The 15,659-nt window shown below is 63.7% G+C and carries 12 protein-coding genes; 9 read left to right on the top strand and 3 right to left on the bottom strand.

What is annotated here, in order from left to right; genetic code table 11:
- The 9 genes from AC0SZ7_RS29665 to tssE all read left to right on the top strand — a co-directional run.
- A partial coding sequence (locus AC0SZ7_RS29665; protein WP_475507697.1) for a DUF2345 domain-containing protein occupies positions 1–981 on the top strand: 981 nt, incomplete at its 5' end.
- A gap of 2 nt (positions 982–983) precedes the next feature.
- Positions 984–2,783 carry a phospholipase D-like domain-containing protein gene (locus AC0SZ7_RS29660; protein WP_475507696.1) on the top strand — a complete coding sequence of 600 codons (1,800 nt, stop codon included), beginning with the start codon at positions 984–986 and terminating at the stop codon, positions 2,781–2,783.
- Positions 2,783–4,054, top strand: coding sequence for a DUF6396 domain-containing protein (locus AC0SZ7_RS29655; RefSeq protein ID WP_475507695.1), 1,272 nt, complete (start codon positions 2,783–2,785; stop codon positions 4,052–4,054). The genes AC0SZ7_RS29660 and AC0SZ7_RS29655 overlap by 1 nt, the downstream gene beginning before the upstream one ends.
- Before the next feature lie 210 nt (positions 4,055–4,264).
- Positions 4,265–7,438, top strand: coding sequence for an ImcF-related family protein (locus tag AC0SZ7_RS29650; protein WP_475507694.1), 3,174 nt, complete (start codon positions 4,265–4,267; stop codon positions 7,436–7,438).
- On the top strand, positions 7,435–9,012 hold the full coding sequence (tssA, locus tag AC0SZ7_RS29645; protein ID WP_475507693.1) for a type VI secretion system protein TssA: 1,578 nt from the start codon (positions 7,435–7,437) through the stop codon (positions 9,010–9,012). Before AC0SZ7_RS29650 ends, tssA begins: the two co-directional genes overlap by 4 nt.
- 21 nt (positions 9,013–9,033) lie before the next feature.
- The gene (tssF, locus tag AC0SZ7_RS29640) at positions 9,034–10,803 is read left to right on the top strand and encodes a type VI secretion system baseplate subunit TssF (RefSeq protein WP_475507692.1); all 1,770 of its coding nucleotides are present in this window, start codon (positions 9,034–9,036) and stop codon (positions 10,801–10,803) included.
- Positions 10,767–11,843: a type VI secretion system baseplate subunit TssG gene (gene tssG / locus AC0SZ7_RS29635; RefSeq protein ID WP_475507691.1), complete on the top strand. Its 1,077-nt coding sequence runs from the start codon at positions 10,767–10,769 to the stop codon at positions 11,841–11,843. The genes tssF and tssG overlap by 37 nt, the downstream gene beginning before the upstream one ends.
- Entirely contained in the window at positions 11,824–12,360 is a 537-nt protein-coding gene (tssJ, locus tag AC0SZ7_RS29630; RefSeq protein WP_475507690.1) for a type VI secretion system lipoprotein TssJ, read from the top strand. The genes tssG and tssJ overlap by 20 nt, the downstream gene beginning before the upstream one ends.
- A 3-nt stretch (positions 12,361–12,363) precedes the next feature.
- Complete coding sequence (gene tssE, locus AC0SZ7_RS29625; protein ID WP_475507689.1) at positions 12,364–12,783, top strand: type VI secretion system baseplate subunit TssE; 420 nt, start codon at positions 12,364–12,366, stop codon at positions 12,781–12,783.
- Positions 12,784–13,052: 269 nt separating this feature from the next.
- Here tssE and modC read toward each other — a convergent pair whose 3' ends face one another.
- The 3 genes from modC to modA are packed head-to-tail and all read right to left on the bottom strand — an operon-like array spanning position 13,053 to position 15,580.
- On the bottom strand, positions 13,053–14,141 hold the full coding sequence (gene modC, locus AC0SZ7_RS29620; protein ID WP_475507688.1) for a molybdenum ABC transporter ATP-binding protein: 1,089 nt from the start codon (positions 14,139–14,141) through the stop codon (positions 13,053–13,055).
- A gap of 3 nt (positions 14,142–14,144) precedes the next feature.
- Positions 14,145–14,825: a molybdate ABC transporter permease subunit gene (gene modB, locus AC0SZ7_RS29615; RefSeq protein ID WP_475507687.1), complete on the bottom strand. Its 681-nt coding sequence runs from the start codon at positions 14,823–14,825 to the stop codon at positions 14,145–14,147.
- Positions 14,825–15,580, bottom strand: coding sequence for a molybdate ABC transporter substrate-binding protein (modA, locus tag AC0SZ7_RS29610; protein WP_475507686.1), 756 nt, complete (start codon positions 15,578–15,580; stop codon positions 14,825–14,827). Before modA ends, modB begins: the two co-directional genes overlap by 1 nt.
- Between the last annotated feature and the right edge of the window lie 79 nt (positions 15,581–15,659).

The following is a 15,659-nucleotide window of genomic DNA, read 5'->3' as shown; positions in this document are numbered from 1 at the left end:
GAGATGGCGGCCGCCGTCGGCCGCCTGCAACAGGCCGGCGAGCAACTGCAATCGCTTTCCAGCGACGCCGAAGCCGCCAAGGCAACCCCGGCCGATCTGCAGGCGCAACTCAACCTGCTGCGTGACGAACTGGAGCAGCTCAAGGCCGCCACCGTGCTGGTCAGCGCCCCGCAAGGCATCGCCCTCACCAGCGGCAAACACCTGCAGCTGGCCGCGCACGCCAACCTGATGGCCAACGCTGGCGCCAATGCCGACATCAGCGTGGTCAAGCGCCTGTTCATGGGGGTAGGGCAGGGCCTGAGCGTGTTCGTGCGCAAAGTCGGCATCAAGCTGATTGCCAATCAAGGCCCGGTCAGCGTCCAGGCGCAGAACGACCGGCTGGAACTCATGGCTCGCCATGGGCTGGACATCACCAGCACCGAAGACGAGATCCATATCACCGCGAAAAAGAAAATCACCCTGAATGCCGGTGGTAGCTACATCACCCTGGACCCGTCGCGCATTGAAGCAGGGACGGAGGGGGACTGTTTCGTCAAGTCGGCGCATTTCAACTACAGCGGTGCGGCGAGCATGAAGGCCGGGCACCCGGAGTATCCGGTGGGGCTTTCCAAGGAGCGGTTGAGCGTAAACCTTTCGCAGACTCCCAACGCTCCCACGGTCGGCTGGAACCGCATGCCGTACTCCCTCTTTGCTGACGGGGTACTGCTGAAGGAAGGCGTAATTGTCAATGGCGAGAAATTGCACATTGATCATCAGGCAATAACGACTAGCTATCGCATCGTGCTGGCTAATCAGCAGGTCTACGACATTCCCACACCCACCGATTACCGCAACCCTGAGCAAGCCCACATCGCGAATCGCGGTATGCACCACCACCACTCGGACACGGTGGATGGCGTCAACGCACCTGCGGAGCACACCACCAACCGGCTCACCTACGCGGAAGTGATGCATGAATCCGACACCAAGAAAGGAAAATGATCATGGCTAATCCACCGATCGTCTCACCCGCGGCGCTGCAGTATACGAATGAGGTGTCATGCACCCCTCGGTGGTATGTCCAGAAAAGTGAATACCACCCAGTAGCGGCAACCTACCTTCCGTTAGTCAATGGCGAAGAGACTTTCCGCGCGGTGCATGAGGCTATCGCTCAAGCAAAGAAAACCATCGACATTATCTGTTGGGGCTTTCAACCGTCGATGTTTCTCATTAGGGATGGCAAGGCGCCTTGTTTGGGCGATTTACTCAGAATGAAAGCCAAGGAGGGTATTCAGGTGCGCGTGCTGGGCTGGGAGATGCCCGGTAATTCTGCGGGTGTCGCAGGAGAGGCCAACCTTCCTGGTAAAGGCGGAAGTTGGGACATGGAGGGGCAAACTTCAACCTTCGGCCAAAGGCACCTTGACCGCAAATGGTTTGATAACTGTGCTGTTGCGGGCAGCAAGGCTGCCCAGCGAGTAAAGGAAGGCATCCCTTTATTTGTCAGCCGCGGCTTCAGCGGAAGTGAACGCCTTCGCATCGCCGATGATGTAAAAAATAATGCTCTCGACCCAGAGATCAGCGAAAAGATGCGGCTGATATTAGCCACGACAGTCACGCACCATCAGAAAAGTGTTTTGGTCGATTACGAACTGCCGGACTGCGCTGTCGGTTTCGTCATGGGGCACAACATGCTCGACGAGTATTGGGACACCAATGCGCATTCAGCCAAGAATCGCGGGGCAAAGGAAAAGCTCGCGCGAAACAAGGGGCCAACAGGTGACAAGCCCCGCCAGGATATTTCCTGTCAAGTGACAGGGCCGGTGCTGGAGCACTTGCACCATAACTTCGCGACTGCGTGGGAAAAAGAGACGGGTGAAAATCTGTTGGACCTTCGGGCAGCTAAAAAGATAGGGCAGCAACTGTATCCTCTAGGTTCGCCGCAGATGGTGCAGTTGTTGCGCACACAACCTCAGACCGGCAGGCGGGATATTGAGACGCTTTACCTGCAAGCGATCAACAATGCAACAGATTTTATTTATATTGAAAATCAGTATTTCCGTTGGCCGCCGCTGGCGGAAGCAATCAAGGAAGCGGCGTCAAGGTTGGTAAAGAAAGGGAGCGATCCGGGGTTGTATGGTTCGTTGCATTTGTTTGTTGTTACGAATGTGACTGATGAGGGTGTCGGGGCCGGGGTTGTGAATACTCAGAGGATGTTGGAGAGCTTAGGGCGTGCCGACACTATCCCCGAAGTCACTAAGCTACGGCGGATTAAACAGGTCGCCGAAGAATCGAGGGTGACTAGCCGGGGTGCCGACCCACGGGATCGGATTTCTGAAATTCAGCTCAAGACGAATATCAAGAAGATAAATGAGATTCCTGATGAAGCGCTAAGGATTACCGATAACCCTGGCTTGAAGGTTCATGTGTGCTCGTTGGTTGCTAAGGATTCACTCAGTGGGTTTGGTTGGATGCCGGTTTATATTCACTCTAAACTGATGATTGTTAATGATGTATTTACCACTCACGGCTCGGCAAATATTAATACTCGCAGCATGCAGGTTGACAGTGAACTGAACATTGCTCACGAGTGGGTGGAAGTTACAAAGGCTTTGCGGCGTAAATTGTGGGGGCTTCATACTAGTGATAAAGGGGCGCAGGATAGTCCGGAGCTGGCCTTCAAGGAATGGCAGGTTATTATTGATAGCAATAAAAGTCGAGCGGAAGACAAAACAAAGAGTAAGCGGCCTGTAGCTCCTTTGGTTGGTTTTTTTTACGCTGCGAGAATGCTTAAGGATCTCGACTGATGCGTCACCTGATTTTGGTGTTGCTTGTAGCCTTGCAGGGTTGTGACTCCGAAAGCAAGCCTTTTATCGAGAGGGATTATATTTTGAGCTATGTATCTGATGTGGAAGCTAAGGTGGCTTTTTCTTGCGTGCAAGAAAAAATCCCCGAAGCATCGGCTGATGTAAGTATTTTGTTTCGGTACGCACGCTGGTTGCAAAGAAATAATCAATTGAATCAAGATGAAGTGGTATACCGAGAAGTGGAAAGGCTGTACAGGGTTGCCAGTGAGCATGATCACTATAAAGCGAATATTAATCTGCAGAATGGCTCGATGCGCGGTCAGTTTGAATTAGCTGGTGGCGATAGATTGCGGTTTAGTCAAGCGTTGATCGATGTGGGCGTGGCATCTGGCTATTATTTTATCGGTGTGTATCTTGAAAAAGGAATGGCGGGGCTACAGATGGACCATGAGATGGCGCTTCGTTATTTTCGTAAGTCCGCCGATGCAGGCAGTGGGCAGGGGCAGGCGTATATAGGAGAAAAATTAGCGTCCATTGCCCCAGATGTCACAAGGCAACTTCGCCGCTGTGCCGCAGCGCAAGGGCAGGGAAGAGCTGCGGTGATGCTGTCGATTGATCTACAAGATAATAACCAGTTTCGCGATGCCGTTGAAATATTGCAGATGGGCGTAGCGTCAGGAGATGAGGGTGCTGCCGGGCGGTTGGAATCAGCATTTCGCGGGCCTCACATATCAGACGAGCTGTATTACTTAGGTCAAGATAAAGATCTGGAGCGTGCTGAGCGTTATGAAAAAATCTGGAGGTTTTTGGCGGGGTATTCCTACGCAAATCCAACGATTCCGGAGATAAATGAAATTGTTCCTTTACCGCCTGCAGAATTACCCGAGTGGAACGGAAAGATCCAATGGCTTGAGGATCGCCTCGCCAACATCCCGCCACCAAAACCCAGCGAGGAACTGATCCTGCGCCTGGCCAACGCCAAAAAGCTCGATCCGGCCACCGGCAAGCCACTCCCCAGTTCGCCCGACTTCACCCAGGCCAACTTCCCGCAGCAAATCTGCTACCCCGGCCAAGCCTGCCCACAGGCCGGGCACTGGAAAGTCATTTGGCCTTCGTTGCGTAACGTCAGGCCGAAAGAGGTGATCCGTCACTTCAATGAAGGCGATATTTTTCCACTGCAAACGGTGGAACGCTACCACCTGCGCCCGTGGCCGCTGCGTGACAAGACCACGCTCCGTGAAGAGGCGGTTGAGTGGGGGCTAATCGGATGAGCAGGTTTTCCTTTGCGCGCACCGTCAGCACCAACTGACCATGCAAGTGAGACAGGAGGGGTGGATCACCCGCGTGGTGCCATGACCGCGCAAGCGTTCAAGTACGGCGCTGGGTCGCCATTCATTTTCAGTGGTAACAGCTCCGCCGAGACGGGGCTCGGGTGCAGGGTGTTGATGCTCGCGCCGCCGCTTTTGACGTAGGGATACATGATGGAAATTCGACGCGTTGTACAAGCAGGTGGCCTTGCTGGCGTGCTGTTGCTGGCGGCGGCACTGCTGTGCGCGGTGCTGTGGTATTACCCGCAATGGCTGGGGCTGCATGGCAGCGATGATCGGCAGGCACTGGCGTTCAAGGTGGTACCCGTGATCGCCGGGTTGGTCATGCTGGTGCTTGGCGGGTTTACCTGGCTGGGGCGGCAAATGGGTCGCGCTGCTAATACGGGCGACGATGTCGCGGGCCCGCGGCCTGTAGTGCTGCCTGAGCCGGGCGCGGAGGTTGGGCAGCGCGCGGCCATCCTGCGCAATCACCTGCGTGACCACTACGGCCTGTTCTGGCGGCATAAAGTGCGATTGTTGTGGGTGGTGGGCGAGGCGGAGCAAGTCAACGCGATTGCACCCGGGCTAACGGAGCAGCGCTGGCTTGAGGGGCAGGGCACGGTCCTGTTGTGGGGCGGTAGTGCCCACGGGCTGTTGGAAGTCGAGCGCCTTGAAACGCTTAAGCGCCTGTGCCGCCGGCGCCCCCTCGACGCCATCATCTGGACCCTCACCACCCCGCAAAGCGACGACGTCAAGGCCATGAGCGCCGCCAGCCGCTACCTGCGCGACCTGTCCCAGGCGCTGGGCTGGCAGCTGCCGCTGTACCTCTGGGAAGTGTGCCCGAAACCCTGGATCACGCCGTTGGAACCTGCCCAACCGGTAGGCTGCCTGCTCGGCCGCAACCTGGACCTGGGCGCAGCCCTGCAGCAGTTGGTAGCGCCGCTGAACCAGCAGGGCATGGAGCACATCCAGGTGCACCGCACCCATTGTTTTTTCTATCACCTCGGCCACCAGCTGGGCACCCACGGTGTGGCGCATTGGCCGCAGGTGCTGGCGCCGTTGCTGGCGGAGTTTGCCCGCAGCACGCCGTTGCGCGGCATGCATTTCAGCCTGGCGCGCAGCGACGGCCCGGTGCCTGGCAGCGAGCACCTGCTGCAGCTCGATGGCGCGTGGGCCACGCTGCTGGCGGATAGCAAGACCCGCCCGCGGCGGCGTGGCTGGCATGCGCGGCGGGTGCTGTACGTGGCGACGTTGGCTGCCATCGGCGTGACAAGCGCCGGCACGCTGTTGTCGTTTGTCACCAACCGCCACCAGGCCGTGCACCTGGCGCATGTCGCCGAACAACCGATCACCGACCTGATCACCCTCAGCGACCTCACCCGCGAGGTGGACCGCCTGGAGTACCGGCGCGTGCACGGCGAGCCGTGGTACCTGGGCTTCGGCCTCAGCCAGGGCCAGGCCATGCTCGACAAGCTGTGGCCCTATTACCTGAAAGCCACCCATGAGCGGTTGCGCGACAGGGCCGTGGCCAGCCTGGAACAAACCCTGTGGACCCTGGTGGCGCAGCCTGCCGGCAGCAAGGCGCGCAGCGAGATGGCCCGCGAGGCCTACGCGCCGCTCAAGGCCTACCTGATGCTGGCGCAGCCGGAAAAGGCCGAGCCGGCGTTCCTGGAGCAGGCGCTGTTGGCGCGGGTGCCCGATCTGCCTGGCCAATGGTCCTTCTACACCCAGCAGTTGCCCAGCCACCCCGAGTGGCGCATCGACGCCAACCCGCGGCTGATCGCCCAGGTGCGGCACATCCTGCTCAGCGAACTGGGCCAGCGCAACGCCGAGTTGAGTCTCTATCAGCAGGTGCTGGACCGCGCCGGCACGCACTTCCCGGCGCTGGGACTGGCAGACATGCTTGGCGACACCGAGGCGTCGGCGCTGTTCGGCGCGCCTCGCAGCGTGCCGGGCATCTTTACCCGGCAGGCCTGGGACGGGCAGATATGCGCGGCCATCGATGAAATCGCCGAGAAACGCCGGGAAAGGATCGACTGGGTGCTTGCCGACCCAACGCAAAAAATCGACAGCGAGCTGACCCCCGATGCGCTCAAGGCAAGGCTCACTGCCCGCTACTTCAAGGATTTCAGCAGCGCCTGGCTGACCTTCCTCAACAGCGTGCGCTGGCGCCAGGCCAAGGACCTTGGCGAGGCGGTCGAGCAGCTCGCGCTGATGAGCGACCCGCAGCAATCGCCGCTGTTGGCGCTGGTCAACACCGTCGCCTACCAGGCACAGACACCAGGCCCACTGGACACCACCTTCGCGCCGCTGCTGCAGCTGCTGGCCAAGGACAACAACCCGCTGAGCCTGCAAACCTACCTCACCCGCATCACCCGCGTGCGCCTGCAACTCCAGCAGATCGAGGACGCAACCGACCCCCAAGCCATGACCCAGGCGCTGGCCCAATCAGTGTTCCAGGGCCGCACCCTCGACCTTGCGCAAAGCCGCGACTACGGCAGCCTGATCGCCGCCAGCCTGGGCGGGCACTGGAGCGGCTTTGCCCAGAACCTGTTCGTCAAACCCCTGGCCCAGTCCTGGCAGCAGGTGCTGCAACCCTCGGCGGCGGCGCTGAATGCGCAGTGGCAGCGGGCGATCGTCGAGCACTGGGACGGCGCCTTCAACGGCCGCTACCCGTTCGCCGCCACCGGCAGCGACGCGTCGTTGCCGATGCTGGGGCAGATGATTCGTGCCGGCACCGGGCGCATCGACCAGTTTTTGCAGCAGGAGCTGGGCGGCGTGCTGCGCAAGGAGGGCAACCGCTGGGTCGCCGACCCGCGCCACAGCCAGGGCCTGCGCGTGAACCCGGCGTTCCTGGCGGCGGTGAACCGCCTCGGCCACCTGGCCGACGTGCTGTACACCGACGGCGGCATGGGCCTGGGCTTCGAGCTGCAGGCCAAGGCCGTGCAGGACCTGGTGCAGACCACCTTCATCCTCAACGGCGAGCGCATGCAGTACTACAACCAGAAGGAAAGCTGGCGGCGCTTCGACTGGCCGGGCCGCAGCGACTACCCCGGCGTCAGCCTGAGCTGGACCAGCGTCAGGACCGGCGAGCGGCTGTTCGGCGACTACTACGGCGCCTGGGGCCTGATCCGCCTGCTGGAGCAGGCCAGGGTGACGCCGCTGGACGACAGCGACACGCGTTTTCGCATCGTGCTGACGGCGCCGGACCAGATCCCGCTGACCTGGCACCTGCGCACGGAACTGGGTGCGGGGCCGTTGGCGTTGTTGAAGCTGCGGGGCTTTAGTTTGCCGTCGCGGATTTTCCTGGCGGACAACGGCCAGGCAACCAAGGGAGGTGTTGAATGAGCCTGCAACAGCTACGGCTGGCTTGCCTGGGGGACCGGGATGCGCTGGCCCTCGGCCGTGAACAGGGCGGCGCCTGGAGCGACTGGCTGCAACCCATCAATGAGCAGCAACCCACGGGCGACGACCCCAGTTACGAGGATGATTTCCAGTGCCTGCGCGAACAGGTCAACAAGCTGTCCGGCGCCGACACCGAGCAGGTCGTGCGGCTGGCGGAGAAGCTGCTGACCCACACCTGCAAGGACCTGCGCGTGGTGACGTATTACCTGTGGGCGCGCCTGCAGCGTGACGGCGAGGCGGGGCTTGCCGATGGCCTGGCCTTGCTGGCGGCGCTGGTGGAGCGGTTTGGCGCGCAGCTGCTGCCGGCCCGGCCCAACAGCCGCAGGCTGGCCCTGGAATGGCTGGCGGCGGACAAGTTGCTGGGCAGCCTGTCGCTGTACCCCGAGGTGGTGCAAGCCGAGGCCGAGCGCACGGTGGCGGCGCTGGTGTGGCTGGAGCATGGCCTGCTGGCCTGGCCTGAAGACCAGCGCCCGCAGTTGGGGCCGCTGTACGGCGCGCTGTCGGCACGCCTGGCGCGCTCCGGCGGCGCCGATGCGCTGGTGCCGCAGCACAGCGCCAGCGCCGAGCCAAGCGGGGCAGGGGGCGTGCCGCCGCCGGTGGCGATCAAGTCGGGGCGCGACTTGCTGGACAGCGGCCGGGCCTTGGGGGCCTACCTGCGCGACCAACCCCGCGGCTGGCTGGCCGCGCACCACCTGATGAAAAGCCTGCGCTGGGACACGGTGCATGAAACACCCCCCGAGGACAGCCACGGCAATACCCGCCTGGCCGCCCCGCGTGGGGACTATCGCGTGCAGCTCAAGCGCCTGCATGTACAGCAGCGCTGGGGTGAACTGCTGGACCTGGTGGAGCGGGTGTACGCCGAGGCGGTCAACCATTTCTGGCTGGACCTGCAGTGGTACCTGTACCAGGCGCTGGCCGGGCAACCGGCGCCCCGGGACAGTTGGGCGGGCATCGTCAAGCGCGACCTGGGCATGCTGCTTGAACGCCTGCCGGGCCTGGAACACCTGAAGTGGAACGATGGCAGCGCGTTTGCGGATGAAACCACCCGCGAATGGATCGCCCAGCAGGTAATTGGCAACCGCCCGGCCCAATGGTTGCCGGTGGCACCTGCGGCAGCGCACGACGACGTGCTGGCGCTGCAAAACGAGGCCCAGGCCCAGGCCGACAGCCATGGCGTGGAGCAGGCACTGGCCTGGCTGGCCGCCAGGCCGCAGCTGCACAGCGGCCGCGAGCACTGGTTGCTGCGGCTGCTGATGGCGCGGGTGGCCGAGCAGTGTGGCAAGAACGAGCTGGCGGTGCACCTGCTGGGCGAGCTGGAACAGGTGGCCCAGCGCCAAGGCCTGGCGCAGTGGGAGCCGCAGCTGAGTTTCGAGGTGAAGGCGCGGCTGCTCAAGCTGCTGCGCATGAAAACCCAGCGCAGCGATGCCGACAAACCTGCCCTGGCGCGCCGCATGGAGGCCTTGCTGGCGTCTCTGGTGGCCATCGACCCGGTCCGCGCCGCTGTGCTGTGCGGTTGACCTTAGAACAGGATACAGAGTGTGAGCCTGGACAATTTGACCCTGCACTACTTCGATGCCGAGATGCGCTACCTGCGCGAGGCCGGCAAGGAATTCGCCGACGCATTCCCCGACCGCGCCGCGCACCTCAACCTGGACCACCCCGGCGCGCAGGACCCCTACGTGGAACGTCTGTTCGAAGGCTTCGCGTTCCTGATGGGGCGCCTGCGCGAGAAGCTCGACGACGACCTGCCCGAGCTGACGGAGGGGCTGGTCAGCCTGCTGTGGCCGCATTACCTGCGCACCATTCCATCGCTGTCGATTGTGGAACTGGCGCCGGACCTGGGGCAGATGAACCGTAGCGAGGCGCTCGCGGCAGGTTTTGAAGTGCTGTCGCAGCCGATCGGCCCCCACCGCACCCGTTGCCGCTACACCACCACCCAGGCGCTGACGTTGCGGCCGCTGACGCTGGAGGCGTTCCAGCTCGCCCAGGCCGCCGACGGCCGCTCGCTGCTGCGCCTGCGCTTTGCCCGCGGCGCCATGGCGGCCTGGGCGGGCATGGATTTGGCAGAGCTGCCGCTGTACCTCAACGGCGATGCGGCGCTGGCAACCGCGCTGCATCAAGCGTTCACGCTCAACGCCGGCGGCGTTTACCTGCGGTTGCCAGGCCAGCCGGGGCGCCAGGCCGCGGACGTGTATTTCGCCGCCAAGGGGTTCGCCGAGCAGGATCGCCTGTGGCCAAAGGGGGACAGTGCCTTCAGTGGCTACCAACTGCTGCTGGAGTACTTCACCTTCCGCGAGAAATTCATGTTCGTCACCCTGCGCGGCCTGCAGCAACTGGTGCTGCCGGCCGAGGCGCCGTGGTTCGAGCTTGAGGTGGAACTCAAGCAACCCTGGGCCCGGCACCTGGAAGTGAACCGCGACCACCTGCGCTTGCACGCGGTGCCGGTGATCAACCTGTTCGTGCTGGAGTCGGACCCGTTGCTGGTGGACCCCTTGCAGACCGATTACCTGTTGCGCGCCAAGCGGGTGCAGGACGGCCACACGGAAATCTATTCAGTGGACGAGGTGAGCAGCACCTTGAATGGCGAACGCCAGGTGTTCGTGCCCTTCAGCAGTTTCCGCCACAAGGGCGGCATGCTCCGCGAGCAGGCGCCAGAGCGCTATTACCACACCCGCTTGAAGCTCGGCGCCAACGGCCTGCATGACACCTGGCTGGTGCTGGGCGGAGAAGACTTCGAACAGGCGCAGCTGACCAGCAACGAGAGCTTGTCCCTGCTGCTGACCGGCACTCATGGCCAACTACCCCGCAAGGCCTTGCAGAGCACCTTGCTGGACACCGCCGTGCACGCCGCCCACGTGGGCTTGAAGGTACGCAACCTGTGTGCGCCTACCTTGCCGTGTTACCCGCCCAACCGTGACCGTTTCCACTGGCGGGTGCTCAGCCACCTGGGCTCCAACTTCCTGCCGATGCTGGACAGCGCCGAAGTGCTGCGTGGAACCCTGGCGCTTTACGAGTGGACCGGCAGCGAGCTGAACCGGCGGCGCCTGGAAGCCATCGTCGAGGTGCGCCACCAGTTGATCCAGCGTTTTGAAAAAGGCTTTCTGCGGCGCGGTGTAGACATTGAAGTGACCCTGGACAGCAACGGCTTCTGCGGTGAGGGCGATATCAGCCTGTTTGGCGAAATGCTCAACCGCTTCTTTGCGCTGTATGCCGACATTCACTTGTTTATTCAGCTGACGCTGATTCTGCAACCCACCGGGGAGTGCCTGCGATGGAACGAACACCACAGCCAGCGGATTCCGGGGTGAGCGTCGAAGCCTTGCTGGAAGCCCTGCGCGGGCGGGTATCGGAGGCCACCGTGTACCGCTTCTGCCAGTTGCTTGAACGCGCCGCGCCGGGCCGCCCGCCGTTGGGCAGCACGGCGCGGCCGGGCGATGACGCGGTGCGCTTGTGTCCCGACCCGGGTATGGGCTTCCCGGCCAGCGAACTCAAGGCCATCGAGACCAGCGCCCAGCACCCGCTGCGCCCGGCCACGGTGCGCACGAGGGTGCTGGGGCTGTATGGAGTGGACTCGCCGCTGCCCACGGCCTACCTCGACGATATTGCCCAGCGCCGCGAAGGGCACGAAGCGCTGGAAGGCTTCCTGGACATCTTCAACCACCGCATCTTTACCCAGTTCTACCGCATCTGGCGCAAGTATTCGTACCCGGCCAGCTTCGAACCGGGTGGCAGTGATGCCACTTCCCAGTGCCTGCTGGGCCTGGTTGGCCTCAGTATTCCCGGCACGGCCCGCGGCATTGCCACACCGGTGTCGCGCTTCCTGGCGCTGCTGGGGGTGATGCGCCTGCCCACGCGCAATGCCGAGGGCATCCGCGCGCTGGTCAAGCTGCTGGCGCCCAACACCGAGGTGCGGGTGACGCCCCATTGGCCGCTGCCGGTAGCGCTGGCGCAACCGGCAGAGCTGTGCCGCCAGCACCCGGTGCGCCTGGGCCAGGGCACGCCATTGGGCAGCGTCGGCCATGACGCCAACAGCCAGGCGCTGCTGACGCTGGCTACAGCCGACCCGCAGGAGGCCCGTGGCTGGCTGCCAGGCGCAACCTTGCACGCCGACCTGCTGGTGCTGTTGCGCGTGTACCTGGGCTGGCGCTGCACCGCCCGTTTGCAACTGAGCCTGGCGCCGCACCTGTTGCCTGCCCCGGTGTTGGGCGAGGCCGGCGTGCTGTTGGGCATGACCGCAGTATTGGGCAGCACCAACCCTGCACCCGTGACCATCAACCTGGGCCGTTACCACGGCCTGCATCCCAACCCGAACCACAGGATGACCCAGTATGTTGCGTACCCTTTCTAGCGTGTTGATGATGACCGCCCTTGCCACGCTGCTGGGCGGTTGCGGCCTGACCCGGGCGGTCAGCGACGGTACTGCGGCCACTGCGCGGGCGATCTTCTACCCGCAGGTGAAAATCCTGCGGCTGGACCTCGACGCACGCACGGCGATGAATGCCCAGGGCAGCGACATGCGTGGGCTGTCTGTGCCGACCCAGGTGCGCGTTTACCAACTGCGGAGCCGCACGGCAATGGAGAAGGCCAGCTACGACGGCATCGCCGCCGACAGCGACGCCCTGCTGCGTGATGACCTGCTGGATGAGCACGCGCTGGTGGTCAAGCCTGGCCAAGGCGTGCAGCTGAATGTGCCCTTGGCCAAGGACACCCAATTCATCGCCTTGGTGGCATTGTTTCGCGAGCCCGACAACCGCCTCGACACCTGGCGCCTGACGCTGCGGCGTGACCAGTTGCAGGCCGATCAGGCCCGGGTGGTGGAACTGGGGGATAACCGCCTGAGGTTGCGCCCGCTGGGCGAGGAGTGAGCCATGGACCTGGGCGCTTCGCTGTATGAACGGCTGCTGCAGAACTTCGACGGCGAGCTGGCTTTGAGCGCCATCTGCGAGCAGGACCAGGCGACGTTGTCAGTGCTGGACAACCTGCAACGCATCCTCAACAGCCGGGCGGGCACGCTCAGCCACCTGCCCGATTACGGCTTGCCGGACATGGGCCTGATCCTGCAAGGCCTGCCGGCTACCGCCCACGGGCTGATCGGCAACATGGCCCAAGCGTTGCTCAGGTATGAACCGCGGCTGGCGGCCATCGACATTCAGCTGTTGCCGCAAATCCATCCCGGGCATCTGGAGTACAGCCTGAGCGTGCAGTTGAAGGGCGGCACGCAAGCCGCGTTCGGTATGCACCTGGGCCCCGAGGGCAGGGTGCTGATCCGCCGCAAGCAGCCCACGTAGCAGCAACTGTCTCGTGGGAGCTGGCACCCAGCGAGCTTTTATGGCCCCAACAGCTCGCTGGCAAGCCAGCTCCCACAGGACGTAGCAGCTGCCGAAGGCTGCGTCCGGCGGCGGTCCTGCGTTGCTCCAGAACGCGGCCTGCGGCCGCTGCTACAGCTGCGGCGTGCGCAGGTTTCCGTAGCCGCTGCCGCCAGGCTGCGCTGGCCCCTGAGTGCACTGGAGATCTCCAGCAAGGGTGAAGGCCTGCGCGCCACCCCTGCGAGCGGGGCTTACGCCAGCACCGCCACCGCCTTGATCTGCGCCCACACCGCACTGCCCACGCCCAACCCCAGCTGGTCCCACGAATAGCGCGTCACCCGCGCCAGCAAGGGCGTGCCGGCTGCGTCCAGGCTCACCAGCACGTGGGCGCTGTTGTCCGCCACGCGGTGCCCGGTGACGGTCACCGGCAGGCGGTTGAGGATGCTGCTCTGGCCCTGGCCGTCCAGGCTCAGGCTGACGTCGCGGGCCTGCACCTTGACCCGCAGCGGGCTGCCCAGGGCAAGCGGGCCGTGGGCGACGCGGATGTGCAGGTCGGCGTTTGGCAGGGCCAGGCTCAGCAGTTGGTAGCCGGGGTCGTACGCCTGCACCAGGCCCTGGATGATGACGCCGGCGTCGTCACCCAGGGCAAGCGGCAGGTCCAGGCGCGCCAGGGTCTGGGCGATGGGGCCGCTGGCCAGCACCTGGCCGTGTTCCAGCAGCACCAGGTGGTCGGCCAGCCGTGCCACTTCGTCCTGGGCGTGGCTGACGTACACCACCGGTATTTCCAGTTCGTCGTGCAGGCGTTCCAGGTACGGCAGGATCTCGGCCTTGCGCTGGCTGTCCAGCGCCGCCAGCGGTTCATCCATCAGCAGCAGGCCGGGGCTGGCCAGCAGCGCGCGGGCGATACCCACGCGCTGACGTTCGCCGCCGGACAGGTGGGTAGGCATGCGCGTCAGCAAGTGGCCGATGCCCAGCAGTTCGCAGGCGTGTTGCAGCTCGACCTTGCGCTGGGCAGCGGCAATGCGCTTCCAGCCGAATTCCAGGTTGCGCCGCACGTTGAGGTGGGCGAACAGGCTGGCTTCCTGGAACACGTAGCCCAGCGGGCGCTGGTGCGGGGCCAGGAACAGGCCGCGCTGGCTGTCCTGCCAGACCTGGCCGTTGATTTCAATATAAGCGTCGGCGGCGCGCTCAAGGCCGGCCAGGCAGCGCAGGCAGGTGGTCTTGCCCGAGCCGGACTGGCCGAACAGCGCAGTGACGCCGCGGCCGGGCAGTTGCAGGTCGACGTCCAGGGTGAAGTCGGCAAAGCGCTGGCGGATACGCGCTGTGAGGGTCGGGGCCACGGGTCAACTCCAACGGGCTTTGGCGTGGCCGCGGGCGTACAGCGCCAGCAGCACCAGGAACGAGAAAATCAGCATGGCGCCAGCCAGCCAGTGGGCCTGGGCGTACTCCATGGCTTCCACGTGGTCGTAGATCTGCACCGAGACCACGCGGGTCTTGTCGGGGATGTTGCCGCCGATCATCAGCACCACGCCGAACTCGCCCACGGTGTGGGCAAAGCCCAGGATGCTGGCGGTGACGAAGCCAGGGCGGGCCAGGGGCACCACCACGCTGAAGAAACAGTCCCAGGGGCTGGCGCGCAGGGTAGCGGCCACTTCCAGGGGGCGGTCGCCGATGGCGGTGAAGGCGTTCTGCAACGGCTGCACCACGAACGGCAGGGAATAGATGGCCGAGCCGATGACCAGGCCCGCGAAGCTGAAGGTCAGGGTGCCCAGGCCCAGGGCCTGGGTGGCGTGGCCGACGAAGCCGTTGGGCCCCATGGCCAGCAAGAGGTAGAAACCGATGACCGTGGGCGGCAGCACCAGCGGCAGTGCCACCACGGCCCCCACCGGCCCGCGCAGGCGCGAGCGGGTGCGGGCCAGCCACCACGCGATCGGGGTGCCGATCAACAGCAGCAACAGGGTGGTCAGCGACGCCAGTTTGACCGTCAGCCAGATGGCCGACAGGTCACTTGCGTCCAGTGGCATCAGAGTTCATAGCCGTAGGACTTGATGATGGCGGCGGCTTTCGGACCTTTCAGGTATTGCACCAGGGCCTTGGCGGCGGCGCTGTCCTTGCCCTTGTTGAGGATGACCGCGTCCTGCTTGATGGGGTCATGCAGGTTGGCCGGCACGATCCACGCCGAGCCGCTGGTGACCTTGCCGTCCTTGTAGATCTGCGACAGCGCCACGAAGCCCAGTTCGGCGTTGCCGGTGGAGACGAACTGGTAGGCCTGGGTGATGTTCTGGCCTTCGACGACCTTGGCCTTGGTGGCCTCGGTGAGGTTCAGCTTGTCCAGCACCTGGGTGGCGGCCAGGCCGTAGGGCGCAGCTTTCGGGTTGGCGATGGACAGGTGCTGGTACTGGTTGGCTTTCAGCACTTCGCCCTTGCCGTCGACGTAGCCGTCCTTGGCCGACCACAGTGCCAGGGTGCCCACGGCGTAGGTGAAGCGCGAGCCCTTGACGGTGTCGCCCTCGCTTTCAAGCTTGGCTGGGGTGGTGTCGTCGGCGGCCAGGAACACCTCGAACGGCGCGCCATTCTTGATCTGGGTGTAGAACTGGCCGGTGGCGCCGTAGGCAGCGACCAGCTTGTGGCCGGTGTCGGCCTCGAAGCCCTTGGCGATGGCCTGGATGGGCGCGGTGAAGTTGGCGGCCACGGCCACCTGCACTTCATCGGCGTGGGCGTTGAAGGCCAGGGCGGCGAACAGGCCGAGCAGGACCAGGCGAGGGGTGCGGACAGACATGCTGAAACTCCTTTTTTGAATTTTTCGTTATGTGCGCGAATATATAGCGAAGCGCCATAAGTGCCTACCCCCCAGTGAT

This window comes from Pseudomonas sp. JC1203, from assembly GCF_056175065.1.
This window is presented reverse-complemented; position numbering and strand designations above follow the sequence as displayed.